The sequence below is a fragment of the Meridianimarinicoccus roseus genome (genome assembly GCF_003172915.1).
Classification (GTDB): Bacteria; Pseudomonadota; Alphaproteobacteria; order Rhodobacterales; family Rhodobacteraceae; genus Meridianimarinicoccus; species Meridianimarinicoccus roseus.
The window spans coordinates 1-21,426 of the sequence record NZ_QGKU01000069.1 but is presented as its reverse complement, the minus strand read 5'-3'; the positions used below and the strand labels follow the sequence as shown (position 1 = coordinate 21,426).

Genomic DNA, 21,426 nt, shown 5'->3' with positions numbered 1-21,426 from the left:
CCCACGCTTCCGGCCGGTCCAGCGAGAAATTTTATCGATGATAGGCCTGAGAACGAAAAATCGAAAGCCCCTCTGACTGTTAAAAAATTGGTCAATGACCCGAAAGGACACAGGCGACATGCTCGACAGCGACATACTCAGCTTCGACCCAGACGTGGCGCGTGCATTGGAGTTCTTCCATGCGCAGGACAACTACGAGGTTTCGCCGCTAGTGGAGATCGACGGCCCCGGCGGCCGGACAGTTCAAGCCAAGCTGGAAACCCACCGGATGGGCCTTGGCGCGTTCAAGGCACTGGGTGCGCCCTACGCGGTGGCCCGGATCATCGCGCAGGGATGGTTGGAAAAGACCGGCGAGGCCATTGGCCCTGACCGCATGAAAGACGCCGACATCCGCGCCTTCGCATCCGGCCACACCTTCGTTTGCGCCAGCGCCGGCAATCACGGCATGGGTGTCGCCGCGGGCGCGCGCAACATGGGAGCCAAAGCGCGGATCCACCTCGCGCGCACCGTGCCGGAGGGCTTCGCGGCACGTCTGCGCACCCTCGGCGCCGAGGTCGTGCGCTCAGGCGATGTCTATGAAGACAGCATCGCCGCCGCGATCGCCGATTCCCTGAGCACCGGTGCCACCCATCTGGCCGATGGGACATGGGAAGGATACACCGAGATCCCGAAATGGGTTATGGAAGGCTACTGCGTCATCGCCGAGGAACTGCGCGAGACGTATGAAGCGAAAGGGTCCTGGCCGACCCATGTCTACCTGCAAGCGGGGGTCGGAGGGCTCGCCGCAGCTATGGCCCACATGATCCGCCTGAATTGGGCCGTACAGCCCCGTCTGATCATCGTGGAACCCGAAGCAGCCGCCTGCCTTCAGGCAAGCCACCTGGCAGGCAAGCCCGTAAGGGGCGATGGTCCGGAATCCAGCATGGGGCGCCTTGACTGCAAGGAACCGTCCATCGTGGCTTGGGATGTTCTGGAACGCTGCGACGTGCACTACGCGACCCTGTCGGAAGAAGAAGGCGAAGCGGCCGCGCAGGCGCTCGCCGGACAGGGCATCGCGACAACGCCTTCAGGCGCGGCCGGATACGGCGCGCTTTGCAAGACCGACGACTTTTCTCCCTCTGACAAGGACATTCGTCCCCTCGTCATCATCTCGGAAGGACCCGCGTGAGCGGTCCAGAAAGGACTACAATGAAGCACTCCTTCGCCAAGTTTGTCGTACCGGCCGTGCTGGCCGCAGGCCTTGCCACCGGCGTCTCCGCCGACACCTGGAAGTTCGCCTCCGAAGAGGACAAGGGCGACGTGCAGGACATCTTTGCCCAGGCCTTCGCCGACAGCATCAAGGAACAGTCCGACGGCGACATCAAGGTCCGCATCTACTACTACGGGCAGCTTGGCACCGAGAACGATATCGTAGAACTGACCTCCAAGGGCACCGTGCAGTTCGTGTCCGTGGGCACCGGCCACCTCGGCTCCTATGTGCCCGAAGCGCAGGTGCTGGACCTGCCCTACGTGTTGGGCGGTGACGTGGACGTGATCCGCAACGTGCTGACAACCAGCCCGACCATCTATGAGGACCTCAGCCCGAAGTTCGAGAAAGTGAACCTGAAGCTGCTGACCATGATCTCCGAGGGAGAAATGGCATGGGGTGCGAACAAGCCCCTGCGCACGCCTGCCGATTTCGAAGGCCAGAAAATCCGAACCTTCACATCCACGATCCCGGTCGAGACGTTCAAGGCCTTTGGCGCCAACCCGACGCCGCTGTCCTGGGGCGAGGTCTATGGTGCGCTGCAGCTCAAGACCGTCGATGGCATGGTGAACCCGGTCTACTTCATCTACAATGCCAAGTGGCATGAGGTGCAGGACTATCTGATGTTCCCGGGCCAGCAGCCTTATGTCGGCACCGTCTCCACCAACATCGAATGGTTCAACAGCCTGCCCGCCGAGGAGCAGGAGATGGTGACGAAAGCGATCGCCGTGGCCGAGCAGGCCGCGCATGACTACCAGCTCGAAATCAACGCGACGAACATGGAAAAGATCAAGGCCGAACGCCCCGATCTGCAGGTTATCGTCCTGACCGACGAAGAGCGCGCCGTCTTCGAGCAACTCAGCACCACCCTGCACGAGACCTTCTACGACGTCGTCGAGAAGGCCTACCCCGCCGCCGAGAAGGACACCGCCCGCGAAGGCGCCCGGACTATCCTTCAGGGGCTGCTCTCCGAAGTCGCCGCCAATTCCTGAAGCCTGCGGTGCCTGACGAAGGGCGCGGCGCATCCCAGATGCGCCGCGCCTTTCCCAGGGCCGACAGAGGCCAGAGTGCAAAGGGGGCGAGAGCCATGAAAGTCATCTTGCTGACATTGAGCAGGACCACCGAGTTCATCGAGAAATTCGTGATCATCACTGCGATCCTGCTGATGATGGTCAACTCGACCGCCAACGCCATCGGCCGCTACGCCTTCGGCAAGAGCCTGTTCTTCTCGGAGGAACTCAATCAGTTCCTGATCGTGAGCGTGACGTTCTTTGGCTTCGCCTACGCGGTTCGCAAGGGCCGCAACATCCGGATGACAGCGCTCTATGACAATCTCGGGCTGCGCGCGCGCAAGGTCATTCTGACAGTCATCTCCCTGACCACTTCCACGCTGCTGCTGTTCTTGGCCTACCAGTCGGTCTTCTACGTCCTGGAAATCAAGGAACTGAACCGCCTCAGCCCGGCGCTGCAATTCCCCGTCTACATCATCTACTCGGTCATTCCGATTGGACTGTTCATGGCGAGCCTTCAATACCTGATCGCTTTCATCATGAACCTCACCCGCCCGGGCGCATGGCATTCCTACGAGATCGAGGACAGCGACGCCGAGGACATAGGAGTCTGACATGGCCGGTATTCTCGAATTCCTCGGCGATATCATCTCGGCAGAGCTCGATATCTTCGTGATAACCTTCACGCTTGTCGTGACCATGGTTATTCTGCTGTTCCTCAGCTTCCCGATGTTTGTCCCGCTGACGGTGGCCGCGCTCATCGGCCTCGTGCACTTCTCCGAGATCGACACCGGTGTCGTCATCCAGCAGATGGTCACGGGCATCTCACCAAATGCGCTAATCGCGGTGCCCATGTTCATCCTCGCCGCCGATATCATGGCGCGCGGGCATACGGCGACCAATCTTCTGGGCCTGATCGAAGCCTATTTCGGCCACCGCCGCGCCGGTCTGCCGATCACAGCCTGCATCAGCTGCACCCTGTTCGGGTCCGTGTCCGGGTCCACACAGGCGACCGTCGTGTCCATCGGTCAGATCATGCGGCCCAAGCTGCTGAAGGCGGGCTACAAGGACAGCTTTGTCATGGCGCTGATCATCAATGCCAGCGACATCGCCTTCCTGATCCCGCCGAGCATTGGAATGATCCTTTACGGCACACTGGCCAATACCAGCGTTGGCGAGCTGTTCATCGCCGGGATCGGTCCGGGCATCGTGCTCGCGCTGCTCTTCTGCATCTACTGCTACGTCTACAGCGTCATGCAGGGTGACACCATCACGTTGATCCCCAAGCGCAACAGGGCAGAGAGGCGTGAGGCCCTGCGCAAGGCGATCCTGCCCCTTGGCTTTCCGGTCCTGATCGTTGGCGGCATCTATTCCGGTGCCGTGACCCCGACAGAGGCCGCCGCGTTCTCCGTTCTCTATGCCCTTCTGGTTGAGTGCGTGATCTACCGAGAGTTGAAGCTTGACGACGTGCTGCAGGCCGCGCTCAGCACCGGGCTGATCACTGCCGTTGTGTTCATCCTCGTGGGAGTGGGGCAGGCGTTTTCCTGGTACATCTCGTTCGAGCAGATCCCGCAGGGGCTTCTGGAACTGCTGAACCTCGAAGGGGCGTCGCAGGAATACATCCTGTTCATCATCGCACTTAGCTTCTTCATCGGCTGCATGTTCGTGGACTCGCTGGTGGTGCTGGTCATCCTGACGCCGATCTTCGTCCCGATCGTCGACGCCTCGGGCCTAGACCCTGTGCTCGTGGGCGTCATGGTCACCCTGCAGATGGCGATCGGCTCCGCCACTCCGCCCTTCGGCTGCGATATCTTCACCGCGATCGCGATCTTCAACAGACCATATCTGGAGGTGATCCGGGGCACGCTGCCCTTCTTCATTATCCTCGCATTCATGACGGCGTTGCTCATATACTTCCCCGGCATCGCCCTCTTCCTGAGGGACCTCGCGGCCTTCTAAGGTCAGGATGCATGGTGTGTCGCTACGCCTTGGCGTGGGTCACCGCTCCGGGAACGGAGCGGTGACCTGGACGATCTCTGCTGGCTGACCGATGGGCGGATGCGCAGGCTTCCCCATTTTCGAAGTCTCATGGTAACCGGCCGGTTGTTGCCGCGATGGTTGGACCCTGATGCGAGCGACAAGATCAGCGTCGTTGACGAAGCCGTCGAGGAATTCGTGCCAGCATTCAGTCGTTATGCGTGCATCCCTAGCATGTCTGTCAGTTCCTCGATGCAGTGGTCGGTCAGTGCGGTGATGGCCTCCTCAGGCCCACTTTGGACGGCGCTGCGCGTTTCGCGAGATCGTGGGCACGGATCTCGCGGGCGGCGGGCGCGCATTTCGCGCGTTCCCAGGCAGGGATTTCACGGGATCATCGGCGGGACTGGTCGACGGACCGAGAATACTCCCGCTCCGGATCAATAGGAGGGGCGGGCTGCCGACAGGACGATTGACCATGCGCAGGGTACAGGACGTATTGCGATCGAGATTTACCCTGGGTCTGAGCAAGCGGGCGATTGCCGCGTCGCGGGGACTTGGGAAAGGATGTGTCGGGCCTATCTGCGCCGCGCCCGGAAAGCCAGTTCGGGTTGGCCGCTTCAAGAGGGTCTGGACGATGACAGTCTTGAATTTCTCCTGTTTCTAGCCTCCCCGATCTTGCCGGACCCGGATCGTCCCGTTCCGGACTGGGCCGCGCTGGACACGGAGTTGCGCAAGTACGGGTTGGCCCGAATGCTGCTGTGGCAGGAATACCGTGCCGATCACCCGGCGGGTCCAGCTACACGTGGTTCGATAGTCCCCCCCGATCTTAGGGGGATGTGAAGGTAGAATTTTCTCGGCGGGATGACTGAGGAGATTCCGGTAAGGGATACACGATTTCCAGCAGCCCGGATCATGGACTTGCCACGCCAGATGGAGGGCGGTGTGCGCGGCTGGGCTGTGCCGCGATCACGGGATGAGCAGCGCCACGCCGTACAAATGGCGGGCAAAGTACGACGGCATGGACGGCAGCCTCATCAGCGAGATGAAGTCGATGACCGACGAGAACCGGCGCCTGAAGCGCGTGTACGCAGATGTCAGCAAGCAAATTGATCTACTGAAGGAGGCCCTCGAAAAAAAATGTTCCGGCCAGCCCAACGCCGAGAGTTGGCCCTGAGAGCGGTGGCGGTGAAGGGCGTCAGCTTTGCGCTGGCTTGCCGGGCATTTGGTGTCAGCGAGACATGCTATCGGTGCAACCCCAAGCTGGACGAGAAGAACGAGCAGATCGCCAGCCTACTGCCTGGGCTGACGAGCGCAAAGAAGACTTGGGGCTTTGGCCTTTGCTTCGTGTATCTGCGCGATGTTCAGGGCCATGCCTCGAACCACAAGCGGGTCTGCAGGATCTATCGGGAACTGGAGCTGAACCTGAGGATCAAGCCGCGCAAGCGCCTGAAGCGGGAGAGGCCCGAGGAGCTGGCCGTGCCTGAGGTCCCAAACGAGGTCTGGTCGATGGACTTCGTGCCCGACAGGCTGGGAGATGGCCGCCAGTTCCGGCTGCTGAACGCCCTGGACGAGTTCAACCGCGAGGGCCTGCGCATCGAGATCGACGTCTCTGTGCCTGCAGAACGGGTCGTGAGGGCCTTGAACCGGATCATCGAATGGCGCGCAAAGCCCTTGGCGATCAGAATCGACAACGGCCCCGAATATGTCAGTTCAACGCTGACCGTCCGGGCCGAGAAGCAGGGCATCGCCCTGACCTACATCCAGCCCGGCAAGCCCCAGCAGAATGCCTTTATCGAGCGCGACAACCGGACAGTCCGGAACGAATGGCTGGACTTGTACAATTTCGAAAGCATCGAGGGGCCCAGCAGATTGTCACCGAGTGGCCGTGGTCCTGCAACAACGACCGCCCCAACATGGGCAACGCCGGGATGACACCCGCCCAGAAACTGAAAATAGTCGTGTAAATTCTATGCCCGAGCCCCGTAAAAATGGGGGGGGGTTCCAGACCTCTTCGTCAACATCTTGACCAGCCGCCATGCACAGCTGCACGGAACCGAATACCGGCCGACCTGCTCGGGGCCGGTGTGCGAACCAAAGAAAGGGCGATCCGGTACCCGGACTTGGTCGTGGAGTATGGTCCGCGAGTGGATCAGGACATGTGCGCAACCAAACCGGTCCTCGGGATGAAGGTCCTGTCGCCCTCGCCCGGCCTGTTCGAAACACACCAGCTGGTGTCTGAACACAGAAACGGTCAGGATATCGCCTACGTCCTCCTGTCGGAGCCTGACTCCCCACGCTTTCTCGCGCATCTGCACGACGGCTTTGAGTGGCGTGACCACTTCCATGCCGGATTGGATCAGGTCGTGAGGATTCGAGAGATCAGGGCCTCGCTCGCCCTCATCGACATGTATGCAGATTGTAAGTTCCGCTACACCCGCGACGGGCTCCGTCAAAGCCCATGCCAGCAGAAACGCAGGCTATTTTTCTCCGGTATTCGCACGCACAGTGCCCACCTTGGCGCTGTGCGATTGCAGCCTGAGCCATTTCCGACCCCTGGTGCCCGGTTCGCCTTTTTTACATAGCACGGAGGGCCAGCCGCATTCGGATGCAGGCGCCCTGCGCAACGTCCAAGGATTTCACGTCGCCATTGTGTTTGCAGGCGATGTCTTGAACTATGGCAAGGCCAAGACCGCTCCCTTGGTTGGTCCCCAACTGGCCGAAACGCCTGAACGCCACGTCCACCTTGTCACTTGGAATTCCCCGGCCGTCGTCGCATACGAGAACCTCCGCAAAGGTCCCGCAGGACCTAATACTGACGATGATCTCCGTCATTCTAGGCCCGCCATGTTTCAGGGCGTTGTCGATCAGATTGGCAAGGGCTTCGCCGAGCAGAACAGTATCGCCCTGCACAAACACGGGTTCGCCCTGCGGCTCGTACGTGAAGTCGATATCGCGCGCGAGAACCGCTGGCGCTTGATCTGCGCAGACACGTTCGGCCATTGCATTCAGGTCGAACCGCTCCATCAACGGCAGCCCACCATGGTGCAGCCGTTCGGCGCGCAGAAGCTGTTCAGTGAGATGCGCTGCGTTTCGTGCGGCATCGATCAGCTCGCGTTCGCGCTGCTGACGCTCTGCGGGATCGTGGACGGCCGGCAGGGTCTCGGCCAGCGACAAAAGCGCCGAGGCGGGGTTGCGCAACTGGTGCGCCGCGTCTGATATGAAGGCCTTGTGCGCATCGATACTGTCTTCGACCTGGCCCAGCAGCCGGTTAAGGGTTGCGACGATCCCCGAAACCTCGGCGGGCACCGGACGCTGGATCACGCTCAGATCGTTAGGCGACCGCCGCGCAATGGCATCGTGCAGGCCAAGAAGCGGGCGCAGCCCGATCGCAACGCCGAACCATACCACCACCGCCAGCGCCGCCATCAGCCCGGCGATAAGGATCACTGCGCGGCGGGCAAGCTCAGTAGCGAATGCTTGCCGGTCGCTCACTCTTTGCCAGACTGTCACTACGGTCTTGCCGGTCAGGTTGTCGATGGTCGTGGTCTCGGACATGCGCAAGACGCGAACGCGTTCGCCCCGGTAGTCGGCGACGAAGAAGTGCGGGCCATCATCGGAAATGCGCCCGCTGAAAGATGGCGGATACGCATAACCGGTCACGTAGATCCCGCCCGGCCCGGTCACGTGATAGAAGACCTCGCCCCCGCCCGCGTCGGAGATCAGGGCACGTGCGGACGGAGAAAGGGCGTCGCCCTCGGAAACGGTCACGTCGCGCGAAATCGCAAGAGCGGCCGCTAGGAGGCTGCGGTCGAACAACTGCTCGGAGGTGCGTTGTGCCACAGAGTATCGCCAGACACCAAGAAGCACTGACACCAGCAATAGCGGTACGAGGATCACGAGAAACAGCCGGGAGCGCAGCGACATGGTCCTGCCGGTCACGGATGGTCTACTTCAAGCATGTACCCCAATCCGCGCGCGGTCTTTATCCGAATGCCGTATGGTTCGAGCCGGCGGCGCAAACGCGACACATGCGGTTCGATCGCGCTGTCGTGGACATCGGCACCAGTGCCGTAGACATGGGTAGTGAGATCCTGTTTCGACACGATCCGCCCCCGGCGCTCCAGCAAGCATTCCAGCGTGGCGATTTCCTTTCGCGGCACGTCGAGCCCTTGGTCGCGGTCCAGCAATTGCCGACTGGTCCGGTCGAAAACGAGGGCACCCAGCTTATCCCGCGCCGAATAGACCAAGTTCTTGCGCCGTGCCATCGCCCGCAGCCGGGCTTCCAGTTCATCCATCTCGAACGGCTTTGTAAGATAGTCGTCGGCGCCGGCATCCAGGCCATCGACCCGCTCTTGCGTATTGCTGCGTGCGGTAAGAAGGATCACCGGTGTTCCGTCGGCCCGCCAGCGCATGGCGCGCAGCACGTCGAGCCCGCTTTTCCCGGGCAGGTTAATATCCAGCACCACGAGATCCGCGCTTTCGCGTTGCAGGAAGAGATCGGCTTCTTCCCCGTCGTGCAGGATATCGACCGCGTGCCCGCGGTCGCGCAGACGGTGCGCGATGCCGTTGGCAAGATCGAGATTATCTTCAATGAGCATAATTCGCATGCAGCCATCTTTCAGGATGCGCAAGACTCACGCAAGGTTGGCGTCCCAAGGTGAGCGCATCGGAGGAGGAATGCGTTCCCTTTTGAAATGGAAATCGCGTCGATCGTCGTCAGGGCGGCCGACACAAATGGTTTGTGGGAGGACACCAATGACCATTAAGACACTGAGCAGCGCCGTCGCCGTCACCGCCTTGCTGGCGTTTCCGGCATTCGCCGAAGTCGACTTTTCGGGCGAGACAGTCGAATGGGTGATCCCGTTCTCGGAAACCGGAGGATCGGCCAAATGGGCGAACTTCTTTGCACCTCTGCTGTCCGAGCAACTGCCGGGCAACCCGACGGTTGTCGTCAAGTTCATGCCCGGCGCCGGTTCGACCAAGGGCGCGAACTGGTTCCAGGAACAGGAACACGAGGACGGCACGCTGCTGTTCGGCACCTCCGGATCGACCCAGTTCCCATTCCTTCTTGGCGATCCGCGTGTGCGCTACGAGTATGCCGACTGGACGCCGGTCATGGCGTCGGGCACCGGCGGCGTGGCTTACCTGAACCCCAAGGATGGCGCGAAGTTCGACGGGTCGGCCAATGCGCTGCAGGATATCGACTTCATCTACGGCTCGCAGGGCGCGACACGGTTGGACCTGGTGCCGCTGCTTGCCTGGGAAATGCTGGGCATGAATGTCGAGCCGGTGTTCGGGATCAAGGGTCGCGGTGACGGCCGACTGATGTTCGAGCGCGGCGAGGCGACCATCGACTACCAGACCTCCTCGGGCTATCTCGGCGCATCGGCTGACCTGGTGGCCAATGGCCAGGCAGTGCCTATGATGACCTGGGGCGCCCTCGACGAGGATGGAAACATCGTGCGCGACCCGACCTTCCCGGACATCCCGACCTTCAAGGAGGTGTGTGAGGCCACCGATGGCTGCGAGACCTCGGGCGAGGCGTGGGACGCGTGGAAGGCCTTTTTTGTCGCCGGTTTCCCGGTACAGAAGATCGCGTTCCTGCCCGCCGGCACCCCAGACGACGTGCGCGACGCCTATGTTGCCGCGTTCGAGGCGGTGCGTTCGGCGGACGGCTTCTCTGAACTCGCGGCAAAGCAGGTCGGCAAGTATCCGGTCTTCGTCGGCGAAGGCGCAGCGCGCGCCACGGTCGCCGGAACGACCGTTTCCGACGAGGCAAAGGCCTTCGTGCAGAACTGGCTGCAGGAAGCCTACGGTGTTTCCCTGAACTAAGGCAGGAGCCCGGGCCCCGGCATCGCGTCGGGGCCTTACTCTTTCCAATCTCAGACAGACAAGGGGCGGCGTCATGGACGTTCTCGCGACAGCTCTGCCCGCGCTTGGCGACGCGTGGGCACTCATCCTTCAGCCGGTCGTGCTGGGGTATCTCGTCCTCGGTGTGGTCATGGGCCTTGCCGTGGGTGTCTTTCCCGGACTGGGCGGTATCGCCGGTTTGTCGCTTTTGCTGCCTTTCATGTTCGGGATGGAACCGGTCCTAGGTCTGGCGCTGATGATCGGCATGGTGGCCGTCGTGCCGACATCGGATACGTTTGCGTCGGTCCTCATGGGCATTCCCGGCTCGTCGGCCTCTCAGGCAACGGTGCTGGATGGCTTTCCACTTGCCAAGAAGGGCCAGGCGGCGCGCGCTCTGTCCGCGGCCTTCACCTCGTCGCTGTTCGGCGGGTTGGTTGGCGCGCTGTTCCTGACTATTTTCATTCTCGTCGCTCGACCCATAGTGTTGGCCTTCGGCCTGCCCGAGATGCTGATGATCACGATCCTCGGTCTCAGCATGGTAGCGGTACTCGCGGGGCGCGTCGCACTCAAGGGTCTCGCGGCCGCCGGGCTGGGCATGATGATCGGCACCATCGGTGAAGCCGACGCCGGCGGCTCGCTCAGGATGGCCACCTATGACATTCCCTACCTAACCGACGGACTGGCGCTCGTAATCGTCGGCCTCGGAATCTTTGCCATCCCGGAAATTGTCTCGCTCTTGCGGCAGGACAGGTCAATCGCCAAGGACGCCAAGCTTGGTGCTGGCTGGGGCGAAGGTGTGAAAGACTGGGTCGACAACAAGTGGCTTTCGGTCCGCTGTTCCCTCATCGGTGTTCTGGTCGGCATTATCCCCGGCCTTGGCGGCTCGGTCGTTGACTGGATCGCCTATGGCCACGCCGTGCAAACCACCAAGGACAAGTCGAACTTCGGCAAGGGCGAAATTCGCGGCGTAATCGGGCCGGAAAGCTCGAACAACGCCAAGGAAGGCGGCGGTTTGGTGCCCACGCTTCTGTTTGGCATCCCCGGTTCGGGGTCGATGGCGATCTTCATCGGTGCCATCGCGCTACTTGGCTCCGGCGATATCGAGGTCGGCCCAGCAATGCTTCGTGATAACCTCGACATCACTTATTCCATCGTCTGGCTTCTGGCGTTGGCGAATGTGGTGGGCACGCTTCTCTGCATCGCGGCCTCAGGCGGTATCGCGAGGCTGACCACCATCCGCTTCACCTATCTTGCGCCGTTCCTCTTCATGCTCATCAGCTTCGCGGCGTTCCAGTCCGGGCAGAACTTCGAAGACCTATTGGCGCTGTTTGTGATCGGTCTGATTGGTATCTTCCTGCGCCGGTTCGACTGGTCGCGCCCGGCTTTCCTGATCGGCTTCGTGCTGTCAAACCCGGTCGAGAAGTTCTCCAACCAGGCCTTCCAGATCGCCTCCTTCCGCTTCCGCAGCAGTTTCGAGGAGGGCATGGCGTATATCTTCTCGCCGATCGTGATCGTGCTGATCATCGTGACCGTCGTGTCGGTGGTCCTAGGCATCCGTCAGGCGAAGAGCATCATGGCCGAAGGCGATGTGCAGGCGGGATCGAAGCGCGCGCCGCTGGTCTTCCTGCTGATCATCGCAGGTTATCTCGTCTCTGCGCTGATCAATGCCAACGCTATCCCGGACTTCAACATGACCGACAAGATCGTGCCGCTGGTCGTGGGCGGCATTGCGCTGGCCTGCTGCCTGATCCTGCTGGCGCAGATGATCCTGCGCCCCGAAACCGACACGGTTTTCGCCGACAAGGAGCGCGCGGGTGAGGATGCCGACGCACCCTACGGCTTGTGGTCGACGCTTGCGTGGTTCGCCGGCTTGATTGTGGCGACCTGGTTCGTGGGTTTCATCCTCGCGCTTCTCGGCTTCCTGATCGCTTTCCTGCGCGTGCGCGCAGGCGCAAGCTGGGCCTTGACGCTGATCTTGACCGCTGCCGGCATCGCGCTGATGTGCGTGATGGCGGGCGCGTTGAACCGCGACTTCCCGCCGGGGCTACTACAGGACGTCGTCGATCTTCCCTGGCCGCTGACATGAGGGTGAGACCATGACCCAAACAGGAATTCCTTTCATCTTCATGCGCGGCGGCACCTCGCGCGGACCCTATTTCCGCCGAGCGGATCTGCCGACGGACCGCGAGACTTTGGCAGAGGTGCTCCTGGCCGCCTTAGGATCCGGCCACCCTTTGAACATCGACGGGGTCGGCGGGGGAGCGGCCGTGACGACCAAGGTCGCGATGCTGTCGACCTCCGACGACGACTGGGCCGACATCGACTACTTCTTCGCGCAGGTGTCGGTCGAGGATCGGCTGGTCGATTTCAAGCCGACCTGCGGCAATATCCTGTCAGGCGTCGGACCGGCCGCAATAGAAATGGGGCTGGTGCAACCTTCCTCGGATGAAACCGAGATCCGGATACGCGCTGTCAACACCGGTGCGCGAGTTGTCGCGAAAGTCCAGACACCGGGCGGTGCGCTGACCTACGATGGCTCTGCCGCCATCGCGGGGGTCCCTGGCACGGCGGCCCCCATCGCGCTGAGTTTCATGGGCGTGGTCGGCTCGTCAACCGGGGCGTTCCTGCCTACGGGCAACATCCGCGACGAGATCGACGGCATCCCTGTGACCTGCATGGATGTCGCCATGCCGATGGTCATCGCCCGTGCCGCCGATTTCGGGCTGACCGGCTACGAAACCGTGGCCGAGCTTGACGGCAACGCCGAGTTCTTTGCGCGGATGGAGGCCGTGCGCCTCAAGGCCGGCACCCTGATGGGAATGGGCGAAGTGTCGAAATCCGTCACACCGAAATTTGGCCTTCTGGCGCCTGCGCGCGCGAACGGCACTATAGCAGCGCGCTATTTCATGCCGTGGAACACGCATCCCAGCATGGCGGTGACCGGCTCGCAGTGCCTTGCCTCCTGCGCGCTGACCCCCGGCAGCATCGCCGACGGACTGCTGCAGCGCCCGACGACGAGCCCGAGCAATGTCGTACTTGAGCATGCGTCCGGCACCATCGAGGTGCTGGTCGATTTCGACGCGTCCGACAGCTTCGAATTGCGATCGGCAGGTCTTTTGCGCACGGCGCGCAAACTCGCGGATGGCCACATCTACGTTCCCGCCCGTATCTGGAAAGGACACTGATATGCCCTTGGTGAACCTGCTGGTCGCTTTCAATGGTTCGGACAGTTCGGAAACCGCGCTGCGCTATGCCGCGTCGCTGGCGCGTGGCCGGGGTGCGCATGTGACCGCGATCCTCGCGCACGCAACGCATGATGCGTTCGACACCTCGTCGCGCTGGATCCCGGACGCGGCGCGCGCACTGCTGGCCGAGGCAAAATCCAGCATCCTGACCGATGTCGAAAGGCGGCTGGAGGCACTGCGTCCGCAGCTTGTTCTGGGCGAAGCGCTGAGCTTCCGGACGCAGGCAGGGCGCGTCGACACGGTTCTCGCGGAGGTCGCACGCGGTTTCGATGCGCTGATCGTCGGTCAGCCAATGGAAAGCGACGACGATCATGTGCGACTGCACCCCGACAAGATCGCGCTTTTGTCGGGGAGACCTGTCATCGTCATTCCCGATGGCTATGACGCGGCGACGCCGCACAGCCACGCCGCTTTGGCGTGGGATGGTGGCCGAGCGGCGGCTCGTGCGCTCTCCGACAGCCTGCGGTTGCTTGAATACGAAGGGCGCGTCAGCGTGCTGACGGTCGGAAAGCCCCTGCTTCTGGAGGAGATTGAGACGCATCTCGAACGGCACGGGATCGTTTCCATGCATGGAGGGTGGCCCGAGGGCACGGACGTCGCCGATGCCATCCTCGGCTGGTGCGAGCGGCACGATCCATCGCTTCTGGTGATGGGTGCCTACGAGCACTCGAAATTCCGCGAGGATCTGCTGGGCGGGCACACTGCCCCGATCCTGCGCAAGATCCGCATCCCGGTTCTGTTGTCTCACTGAGGGTCTGACCATGTCCGAACACGCGCGTCTTGTGACTGAAATCCAGTCTCTCGAGTCCTTTCGCGCCGAGATCGTCCGCATGATCGAGGCTGAGGGCGGAAACCCGCGACACCTGACCGATCTGCACCAGCGGGTCAGCGCTGCCCTGCGCGCCCTGCGGGGCCAAGGTTGACGTTGATGCGGGTCCACATCCTAGACGACTGGTTCGACACGCTGCGCGGTCTGCCGTGTTTCAAGCTGCTCGACGGCCACGAGGTGACGGTCTGGACCGATCACGAAACCGACGAGGCCGCGCTGGCGGAGCGCCTGCGTGACGCAGAGGCGGTCGTTCTGTTCCGTGAGCGCACGCGTATCACCCACCGGTTGCTGGAGCGGCTTCCGGCGTTGCGCCTGATCTCGCAGCGCAGCGCCTACCCGCATGTGGACGTGGCGGCCTGCACCGATCGTGGCGTGCTGCTCTGCTCCAACATGGCGGGAGACGGTCCGAATTACGCCGCGGCCGAACTGACCTTCGGGCTGATCCTGTCAGCCATGCGCCAGATCCCGCAGCAGATGGCAGCTCTGAAAGGGGGACGCTGGCAGATAGGCGTCGGCAAGACGCTGCGTGGCCGGACACTGGGCCTCTACGGCCATGGCCGCATCGCGCGAGCCGTGGCGAACTACGCCGAGGCCTTCGGGATGAAAGTGATCTGGTGGGGATCCGAGACCGGGCGCGCCCGCGCCTCGGCCGATGGTGCAATCGTTGCGGAGAGCCGCTCGGCGTTCTTCGAGGCGGCGGATGTGGTATCCGTTCATGTCCGGCTGATGCCGGAAACCCGCGGCCTGATCACGGCCGCGGATCTGGACCGGATGCAAACTGGCGCGCTGTTCGTGAACACGTCGCGCGCGGGGTTGGTGGCGCCCGGCGCCCTTCTGGACGCGCTTAACCGGGGCCGCCCGGGCATGGCCGCCGTCGATGTGTTCGACACCGAACCCCTGACCGACCCGTCCGATCCGCTTCTCTCGCACCCGGCACTTGTCGCCACGCCGCATATCGGCTTCGTGACCGAGGACGAGTTCGACAGGCAGTTCACCGACATCTTCGAGCAGGTCAACGCCTACGCGGCCGGGGCGCCGATCCACATGATTAATCCCGAGGCGTGGCCCGCCGGATAAGCCCCGCCACGATCGGCGCGCCGAGGATCACCAGCACGATGCGCGTGAGGTGGTGGGTGATCACGAACCCCAGATCGGCCCCCGCGACGATGGCCAGCACGGTCATTTCGGCCTGCCCGCCGGGGGCGAAGGCCAGGAACGCCTCGACCGGGTCGGCAAGGCCCACAGCATAGACCAACCAAGCAAACCCGGCGGCCAGGATCGCAAGCAGCAGAACATAGGCGACGCCCGAGGCCACCACGCGGGTCAATTCGGGCCAGGTCACGCCCACGAAATAGAGCCCGATCCCGCAGCCGATGAAGAACTGCGCGGCAAGGATCGCCTCGGCCGGCGGGCGGATGTGGATCAGATCGGCCATCGACAATGCCGCTGTCACGATCATCGGGCCAAGGATCGACGCTCCGAAGAGCCCGATACGCTCGCCCCCCTTCCAACCGATAAGGGCGGCTGCGATCATCAAGGCCAGTTCCCGTGGCGGAATGTCGGCCGCCGGCGCGCCTATCGGGTTGGTGAGCGCGGCGCCATAGACCTGCGTCAGGATCAACGGCGCCAAAGTCACGATGATCAGAACGCGAGTGCCGTGGATCAGCGCGAGTGCCCTTGGATCAGCGCCGGCCTCGGTTCCGAAGATCACCATGTCCTGCAGCCCGCCCGGCATCGCCGCGTAATAAGCGGTGGGGCCGTCGAATCCCCAAATCTTGCGAAAGAACGGCACGCCCACCGCCCCGATCAGGGCGATGAAGACCGGGATCAATGCGACCGAAAGCGCCATCCTCGGCAGCTCGTGGAGCAGCGCAGGCGTAATGGACGCTCCGACCGCCACGCCGAGGATGGTCCGCGCGCCAACCGACACTTGTCCGAAACCCTTGATCGGCCAATGCGCAAGCGCGGCGACAAGACAGAATGCCATCGGCCCGAAAAGAAAGGGCAGCGGCAGGTTCAACGCCCAGAAGAGCGCCGTTCCGGCGGCCGCCAACGTCAGTGTCAGGGCGCGCCGACGCTGGAGTGACCAATATGAATTGCCTTGCACGCGATGTCCTGACCAACTTGACAAATCCTGCATCCTCCTGTATCCAACTGGATACAATTTTTCAAGTGTGAAGCATGACCGACACCTCCGCATCGATGGTTTCTTCTCAAGGGCATTCTGCCTACCTGCAGCTCCTCGACGAGATCCGGGAGGGCCGCCTTGGCCCGGGCGAACGCCTGCGCGAGACCGACCTTGCCGAGCGTCTGGGCGTCAGCCGCACGCCCGTTCGCGAAGCGATCCGACAACTGGAGGCGGACGGCATCGTTGCCCACGTGCCGCGGCAGGGCGCGACGGTGCGCACTCTGGACTACGCAGAGGTGATGGAGCTTTACGAGATGCGCGCCGTTCTAGAGAGCACCGCGTCGCGGCTGGCGGCGCGCGCCGCCTCCGACATCGAGATCGACGAACTCGAGGACATGAACCGCACGCTCGACAGCCTTGGCAACGCGCCCGAGGCTTTCGTTCTGAACAGGCAGTTTCATGCCGCGCTGCTGGATGCAGCCAAGAACCGCTTTCTGTCGCGGGCCATGGCGGGGTTGCACAAGACCCTCTTGATCCTGGGGCCGACAACGCTGGCCGATCCTGACCGCGCGGCACAAGCCGTGGAGGAACATCATGCGGTGCTGGACGCACTGAAGGCGCGCGACGGCGCGAGGGCCGAAGCCGCCATGCGCTCCCATATCGAAAGGGCCCAAAGGGTGCGCGTGCGCAGCCTGAGATCCGGCGCCCCCTATGACGGAGACATGCTGTGAGCGAAACTTGGGACATTGCCGTGATCGGCGGCGGAAACGCAGCGCTCTGTGCGGCGATCACGGCCGCCGAGGCAGGCGCGCGTGTGGTGATCCTCGAAGCGGCGCCGAAACCCTATCGCGGTGGAAACTCGCGCCACACGCGAAACTTTCGCTGCATGCATGACGGCCCCCTCGGGCCCCTGGTCGAAAGCTACACGGAAGATGAATACCTGGCCGACCTTCTGAAGGTCACCGGCGGCAAGACCCATGAGGGTCTTGCGCGCGTGGCCATTCGTTCATCCGAGGAGTGTCTTCCATGGATGCAGGACCACGGCGTGCGGTTCCAGCCGTCGCTGTCCGGGACGCTCAGCCTTGCGCGGACCAACGCGTTTTTCCTCGGTGGCGGCAAGGGGCTGGTCAACGCCTATTACCGCACTGCCAGAAAGCTGGGGGTGACGGTTCTCTACGAAGCTGCGGTTGCGCATCTGGAGCGCGCCGAGGACCGAATTGTCTGGCTGGACTACACCCATGAAGGCAAGAACCACCGCATCCATCCCAAGGCGGTCGTGGTCGCCTCGGGCGGGTTTCAGGCCGACACCGATTGGCTCGCCCGCGCTTGGGGGCCGGCGGCCAAGAATTTCCTGATCCGCGGCACACCCTACAACCGCGGCGTGGTCTTGGCCGATCTGCTGGATCAGGGGGTTGAACAGGTTGGCGACCCGACGCAGTGCCACGCCGTCGCCATCGACGGGCGCGCGCCCAAGTTCGACGGCGGGATCGTGACTCGCCTCGACTGCGTGCCGTTCTCGATCGTTGTCAACAAGGAGGCCGAGCGGTTCTACGACGAGGGCGAGGATGTCTGGCCAAAGCGCTATGCGATATGGGGCCGGCTTGTTGCCGCGCAGCCCGATCAGGTCGGCTTTGTCATCATTGACGCGAAATCGCTCAGCCTTTTCATGCCCTCCGTTTTTCCGCCGATCGAGGCCGAAAGCATCGAGGCCCTCGCCGACAAGATGGGCCTCCCACCGGACCGGCTGCGCGCCACCGTGGACGCTTTCAACGCCGCCTGTGGCGATACGTCGAAATTCCACCCCACCGAGTTGGACGGCGTGACCACCACCGGCATCGACCCGCCCAAGACAAACTGGGCGCGCCCGATTACCGAGCCACCATTCTACGGCTATTCGCTGCGCACCGGCGTAACCTTCACCTATCTGGGTCTGAAGGTCGACGAGCGTGCCCAGTGCTCCGTCGGCAACCGACCCGTCGCCAACCTGTGGGCGGCGGGAGAAACAATGGCCGGCTCTATCCTTGGCCAAGGGTATCTGGCCGGGTTCGGAATGACCATCGGCACCGTTTTCGGACGCATCGCAGGCAAGGAGGCCGCCGCCCATGCAAATGCTAGCTGACTTGATCGCAGAAGCCCGGCGTCAGGCAGAGATCTGCAATGCCTGCCGGTATTGCGAGGGCTATTGCAGCGTCTTTCCGGCACTGCACCGCGAGCGGGCGTTTTCGGACGGCGACATCACCCACCTTGCCAATCTCTGTCACAATTGCCGGGGGTGCTATTATGCTTGCCAATACACAGCGCCTCACGAGTTTGACCTGAACCTGCCCCGCGCTCTGGCAGAGGTGCGGCAAGACAGCTGGAAGGCCCACGCATGGCCCGCTGGTTTCGCAAACCTCTTTGATCGCAGCGGCGTGGCGATGGCAGCGCTGCTGAGCCTGGGGTTCGCACTGATGTTCGCGTTGTCGCAAGGAATGCGCCCCGAAAACGGTGCGGGTTTCTATGCTTACATGTCGCACGGCTTGATGGCTGCGATCTTCGCGCCCGCGTTCCTGTTGCCACTGGCGGCCCTTGCGGTCTCGCTGCGCGGCTATTGGCGCACAGTGGGCGGCGGAGCGGTTCGCTGGGCCGATCTGCGCGGCGCGCTGGCATCGGCGGGGCGGATGCGGAACCTCAAAGGCGGGCACGGCGACGGCTGCAATTTCGAAGATGAGGACCGGTTCAGCCATGCCCGCCGACACTTTCACCAGGCGACGCTATATGGCTTTCTGCTATGCTTTGCCTCGACCTCGAGCGGCACCGTGCTTCACTACGTCTTCGGCGTGGAAGCACCCTATGGCTTGTTCAGTCTGCCCAAGCTGCTGGGCCTTCCCGGCGGGTTTCTGCTGTGCGTCGGCACGGCCGGTCTAGCATGGCTCAAGACCAAGGCCGATCCTGGCCTTGGCGCTCCATCGGCTTGGGGCGGGGAAATGGCGTTTGTCCTGCTGTTGTTCGTGGTAAGCGCGACTGGACTGATCCTTTATGCAGCCACAGGTACGGCGGCGGTCGCTTGGCTGTTGCCGCTGCACCTTGGCACGGTGCTCACGCTGTTTCTGCTGACCCCCTACTCCAAGATGGCTCATGGCTTTTACCGCCTCGCCGCCCTGACCCGCGAAGCCTCCCGCCGTCCTGCAGAGCCGGTCTGAAGGCAATGCCAACGGGCAGGACCAATTGCTAACATGATATCGGGGCGCGCGATTAGGCGCGGTGGTCGCACTGACCCATCGATCCGCGATCGTCGACCCCGGTCGCTTCACCTCCTCGAAGAAGGTCGGGCCTTGGGTCGGACGGACGCCCTCGCGAAATCAGTCAGGCGAGCGCGATGTCTCGGGCGGGATCACAAGAGCCGGCAACGTCACTCTCCGGCGGGCCCTGTGCCAGGCTACGACCGTGATGATGCACCGTGGCCGTTCGACCTCGCTCAGAGCGTGGGCCGCGCAGGTTGCCCGCCGCCGTTGAGCGAAGCGGGCAATGGTCGCGCTGGCGGGCCGCATCGCTGTCATCCTGCATCGCATGTGGATCGATGACACGGGCTGTCGTGCCGATGATCCTGCACCAAATGCTGCCTGAAAACTGCAGTCACCACCTGCCGCCCGCCTGACGGCAGGCCTTCGAGGTCCTCCGAGGGACGCGGTTCCGATGATGCCCTGGTCTGGATTGTCGCTCGCGACACGGAGCACGCTTGCGAGATGGGCGCATCGGAATTGCATTGAACCAGCATCATGTTGGCGGCCACCGCGCCGACCACGGACCGAAGCATGCACCCGGGGAGATCTCAGACGAAGGCATGGCCGCAAGGGAAGTCGACAGGCAATCAGGGCAACCCAACCGCCAACCTGCAGGCGAAACCGCACGGCCAGAATGGATTGACGCAGATGCCCCCGCTACCACGGGAGTGTGGGAACTCTATTTCGCAAATCTCGTGAGGGATTCATCTCGTGAATCTAGGGGTTAGCTATGTTGCATGAGCAGACCCACCTCCCCGACTACAGGAGCAGGAACTGGCCAGCCTACAATGTAGCACGCAAGCACCGCGGCTCGCTGACGATCTGGTCCGATTCCGAGATGATCTGGGAGGCCGTGCCATCAGGCAGGCGTGGCCGCCAGCAGACCTATTGCGACGATGCCATTCAGACGTACCTTTCGATGAAGGGTGCAGGGCGCCCGGAAAACAGTACCCCGCGGGCTTTTGAGAAAGCGCCATGCCTCTGGTTCACTTTTATACTTGGTGGATGGGGGCTGCGATGCCGGGGCGGAAAAGCGCGGGCAGCTGGCACTTTTCAGTGCCGGGTCGGTGCGGGACTTGATCCCGGTGGGCCATGTTCCGGTGAGGATCGACCGGGTTCTCGGCCTTGGGTGGCCTCGCGCCGACGTGGCCGGCCTCCATTGTGCCGACAATGGCCGCCCAGGCATCGAAGCCGAAGGGGGCCGTGCGCCCGTCGCTGGCGGGCTTTCCGCTCGGGAGTGTCCATGACCGGCGGCTTGTGCGGGACGCGCAAGTCAATCTCGCGATCCCCGGGTTCATCGGCTGCGAGTTGCACGAGGCCCTGCCGGACCATTCTTTTCTCACCCGCATCCGTCAGCGTCGGGGCGACGCCATGTTCCGCCGGGTCCATGTCCGTATCGTGCAGCAGTGTCGTGCAGCAGTGTCGGGCGGCCGGACGGGTTTCGGCCGAGACCGTCCAAATCGATGCCGGCCTGATCCGGGCCGATGTCAGCATGGATGCGTTGGTCTCGCACCACCTGGGCGCGGTCGAGGCGGCCCGCGACGCCGAGCGTGAGGCCCGCACGTGCGGCACGCTCGAGAGGCTCTGCCGAACGGCTCCGGACGCCGACCATGGCGACGTCGTCGCAGGCCCCGCTGCGCCCGGCCTGCAAGCCGCACACGGCGGTGGACGACCAGGAGGGCATCGTGGTCGATGTGGAGATCGTTACCGGTGAAGAGCATGACACGGGCCGGTTCGCCGAGCGCCCGGACGCCATCGAAGACACGCTCGGGCTTGCCCCTGACAGAATTGCGGCGGACACGATCCATGGCGTGGCCGGGTGTACGCAGTTCCTGAAGACCGCCGGATCGAGCCCGTCATTCCGCCCCTTCGCGCCAC

Annotated in this window: 18 protein-coding genes and 3 pseudogenes; 18 read left to right on the top strand and 3 right to left on the bottom strand. The window is 63.0% G+C overall.

Annotated features, from left to right (window positions below):
- Positions 1 to 94: 94 nt before the first annotated feature.
- The 6 genes and pseudogenes from DKT77_RS20590 (at position 95) to DKT77_RS20560 (ending at position 6,815) form a co-directional block, all read left to right on the top strand.
- Entirely contained in the window at positions 95 to 1,168 is a 1,074-nt protein-coding gene (locus DKT77_RS20590) for a pyridoxal-phosphate dependent enzyme (protein WP_238548070.1), read from the top strand.
- A gap of 20 nt (positions 1,169 to 1,188) precedes the next feature.
- Positions 1,189 to 2,238 (top strand): TRAP transporter substrate-binding protein, encoded by a 1,050-nt coding sequence (locus tag DKT77_RS20585; protein ID WP_109813516.1) that lies wholly within the window; start codon positions 1,189 to 1,191, stop codon positions 2,236 to 2,238.
- Positions 2,239 to 2,333: 95 nt separating this feature from the next.
- Positions 2,334 to 2,870: a TRAP transporter small permease gene (locus DKT77_RS20580; protein ID WP_109813515.1), complete on the top strand. Its 537-nt coding sequence runs from the start codon at positions 2,334 to 2,336 to the stop codon at positions 2,868 to 2,870.
- A 61-nt stretch (positions 2,871 to 2,931) separates the two neighbouring features.
- Positions 2,932 to 4,215 (top strand): TRAP transporter large permease, encoded by a 1,284-nt coding sequence (locus tag DKT77_RS20575; protein ID WP_420798337.1) that lies wholly within the window; start codon positions 2,932 to 2,934, stop codon positions 4,213 to 4,215.
- A gap of 930 nt (positions 4,216 to 5,145) precedes the next feature.
- Positions 5,146 to 6,197 (top strand): annotated as a pseudogene (locus DKT77_RS20565) (IS3 family transposase).
- Between the two features lie 192 nt (positions 6,198 to 6,389).
- A complete protein-coding gene (locus DKT77_RS20560) occupies positions 6,390 to 6,815 on the top strand; it encodes a hypothetical protein (protein ID WP_146205057.1) in 426 nt (141 codons plus the stop codon).
- On the opposite strand, the gene DKT77_RS20555 is transcribed toward DKT77_RS20560, so the two are convergent.
- Positions 6,808 to 8,172 carry a sensor histidine kinase gene (locus DKT77_RS20555; protein ID WP_238548069.1) on the bottom strand — a complete coding sequence of 455 codons (1,365 nt, stop codon included), beginning with the start codon at positions 8,170 to 8,172 and terminating at the stop codon, positions 6,808 to 6,810. The two genes, DKT77_RS20560 and DKT77_RS20555, sit on opposite strands and share 8 nt — an antisense overlap.
- Positions 8,169 to 8,840, bottom strand: coding sequence for a response regulator transcription factor (locus tag DKT77_RS20550; RefSeq protein WP_109813511.1), 672 nt, complete (start codon positions 8,838 to 8,840; stop codon positions 8,169 to 8,171). The genes DKT77_RS20555 and DKT77_RS20550 overlap by 4 nt, the downstream gene beginning before the upstream one ends.
- Positions 8,841 to 8,988: 148 nt before the next feature.
- Here DKT77_RS20550 and DKT77_RS20545 point away from each other — a divergent pair, with 148 nt between their 5' ends.
- The 6 genes from DKT77_RS20545 (at position 8,989) to DKT77_RS20525 (ending at position 15,234) form a co-directional block, all read left to right on the top strand.
- Entirely contained in the window at positions 8,989 to 10,065 is a 1,077-nt protein-coding gene (locus DKT77_RS20545; protein ID WP_109813510.1) for a type 2 periplasmic-binding domain-containing protein, read from the top strand.
- Positions 10,066 to 10,138: 73 nt separating this feature from the next.
- Positions 10,139 to 12,169 (top strand): tripartite tricarboxylate transporter permease, encoded by a 2,031-nt coding sequence (locus tag DKT77_RS20540; RefSeq protein WP_109813509.1) that lies wholly within the window; start codon positions 10,139 to 10,141, stop codon positions 12,167 to 12,169.
- Between the two features lie 10 nt (positions 12,170 to 12,179).
- Positions 12,180 to 13,268, top strand: coding sequence for a 4-oxalomesaconate tautomerase (locus DKT77_RS20535; protein WP_109813508.1), 1,089 nt, complete (start codon positions 12,180 to 12,182; stop codon positions 13,266 to 13,268).
- Between the two features lies 1 nt (position 13,269).
- Complete coding sequence (locus tag DKT77_RS20530) at positions 13,270 to 14,079, top strand: universal stress protein (protein WP_109813507.1); 810 nt, start codon at positions 13,270 to 13,272, stop codon at positions 14,077 to 14,079.
- A 10-nt stretch (positions 14,080 to 14,089) separates the two neighbouring features.
- Entirely contained in the window at positions 14,090 to 14,251 is a 162-nt protein-coding gene (locus tag DKT77_RS21300) for a hypothetical protein (RefSeq protein WP_238548068.1), read from the top strand.
- A gap of 5 nt (positions 14,252 to 14,256) precedes the next feature.
- Positions 14,257 to 15,234 carry a D-2-hydroxyacid dehydrogenase family protein gene (locus DKT77_RS20525; RefSeq protein WP_109813506.1) on the top strand — a complete coding sequence of 326 codons (978 nt, stop codon included), beginning with the start codon at positions 14,257 to 14,259 and terminating at the stop codon, positions 15,232 to 15,234.
- Here DKT77_RS20525 and DKT77_RS20520 read toward each other — a convergent pair.
- Complete coding sequence (locus DKT77_RS20520) at positions 15,206 to 16,264, bottom strand: AbrB family transcriptional regulator (protein ID WP_238548067.1); 1,059 nt, start codon at positions 16,262 to 16,264, stop codon at positions 15,206 to 15,208. The genes DKT77_RS20525 and DKT77_RS20520 overlap by 29 nt on opposite strands.
- Before the next feature lie 74 nt (positions 16,265 to 16,338).
- Here DKT77_RS20520 and DKT77_RS20515 point away from each other — a divergent pair, with 74 nt between their 5' ends.
- The 6 genes and pseudogenes from DKT77_RS20515 to DKT77_RS20485 all read left to right on the top strand — a co-directional run.
- Positions 16,339 to 17,016 (top strand): GntR family transcriptional regulator, encoded by a 678-nt coding sequence (locus DKT77_RS20515; RefSeq protein ID WP_109813504.1) that lies wholly within the window; start codon positions 16,339 to 16,341, stop codon positions 17,014 to 17,016.
- Positions 17,013 to 18,404 carry an FAD-dependent tricarballylate dehydrogenase TcuA gene (gene tcuA, locus DKT77_RS20510; RefSeq protein ID WP_109813503.1) on the top strand — a complete coding sequence of 464 codons (1,392 nt, stop codon included), beginning with the start codon at positions 17,013 to 17,015 and terminating at the stop codon, positions 18,402 to 18,404. The genes DKT77_RS20515 and tcuA overlap by 4 nt, the downstream gene beginning before the upstream one ends.
- Entirely contained in the window at positions 18,388 to 19,467 is a 1,080-nt protein-coding gene (gene tcuB, locus DKT77_RS20505; RefSeq protein WP_338016101.1) for a tricarballylate utilization 4Fe-4S protein TcuB, read from the top strand. The genes tcuA and tcuB overlap by 17 nt, the downstream gene beginning before the upstream one ends.
- Positions 19,468 to 19,519: 52 nt before the next feature.
- Positions 19,520 to 19,891, top strand: a pseudogene (locus tag DKT77_RS20500) (transposase); the annotation flags it as partial.
- 394 nt (positions 19,892 to 20,285) lie between these two features.
- A pseudogene (locus DKT77_RS20495) lies at positions 20,286 to 20,473 on the top strand (transposase); the annotation flags it as partial.
- A 685-nt stretch (positions 20,474 to 21,158) separates the two neighbouring features.
- A partial coding sequence (locus tag DKT77_RS20485) for a transposase (protein ID WP_238547989.1) occupies positions 21,159 to 21,426 on the top strand: 268 nt, incomplete at its 3' end.